This window comes from Mesorhizobium sp. M7A.F.Ca.CA.002.15.2.1 (assembly GCF_003998715.1).
Taxonomy (GTDB): Bacteria; Pseudomonadota; Alphaproteobacteria; order Rhizobiales; family Rhizobiaceae; genus Mesorhizobium; species Mesorhizobium ciceri.
The window spans coordinates 1-743 of the sequence record NZ_RZPI01001167.1 but is presented as its reverse complement, the minus strand read 5'-3'; the positions used below and the strand labels follow the sequence as shown (position 1 = coordinate 743).

Here is a 743-nt window from a genome sequence, read left to right as displayed (position 1 = left end):
GGTCCACCGCGTTGGCGATGAGCGTCGCCACCAGCGGTTAGAGTGGCCGCTCCTTCTCGCTTGGCATTGCCGACGCCGTCACCGTTCTGGCGCGGACCGGCGCCGAAGCCGATGCGGCGGCGACGCTCCTCGCCAACGCGGTGGACCTGCCCGGCAATCCCGCCATCAAGCGCATTTCCGCACACGAACTGTCGCCCGACAGCGATCTCGGCTCGCGGCTGGTGACGCAAGGCGTCGGCACGCTTGCCCTTGGCGAAGTGGCGCGCGCGCTGGACAATGGCCTTGCCGTCGCCGAAGATTTTCGCCGGCGGGGGCTTATTGCCGGGTCGGCGCTGTTTCTCGGCGGCGAGATCCGCATCAGTGGCTCGGTTGCGCTTGCCGCGCCCAACGAAACTTCGAGGGAGGAAGTTGCCCATGCCTGAGTTTCCGATCCGCAAGATCGCGGTTCTGACCGAAGAGATCTTTCACGAGGGCGGGCCGGTGGCCAAGGTGCCGCGCCGCCGAGCGCCGCGATCAGCCGGTCGGCGAGCAGCAGGCCGAGCGGCTTGAGATCGTCCATGGCGCTCTGCAGCTCCTCGACATAGCGCCCGGCGAACGGGTTCTTTACCAGCGCCATGGCGGCGGCACGGCGGCGCGGCACCTTGGCCACCGGCCCGCCCTCGTGAAAGATCTCTTCGGTCAGAACCGCGATCTTGCGGATCGGAAACTCAGGCATGGGCAACTTCCTCCCTCGAAGTTTCGTT

Annotated in this window: 3 pseudogenes; 2 read left to right on the top strand and 1 reads right to left on the bottom strand. The window is 67.2% G+C overall.

Annotation, left to right across the window (positions count from 1 at the left end):
• Window positions 1–422, top strand: a pseudogene (locus tag ENZ74_RS33420) (UPF0280 family protein); the annotation flags it as partial.
• A pseudogene (locus ENZ74_RS35555) lies at window positions 415–507 on the top strand (amino acid synthesis family protein); the annotation flags it as partial. The pseudogenes ENZ74_RS33420 and ENZ74_RS35555, both read left to right, overlap by 8 nt.
• On the opposite strand, the pseudogene ENZ74_RS33410 reads toward ENZ74_RS35555, so the two are convergent.
• Window positions 497–715 (bottom strand): annotated as a pseudogene (locus ENZ74_RS33410) (amino acid synthesis family protein); the annotation flags it as partial. The pseudogenes ENZ74_RS35555 and ENZ74_RS33410 sit on opposite strands and share 11 nt — an antisense overlap.
• Window positions 716–743 lie beyond the last annotated feature (28 nt).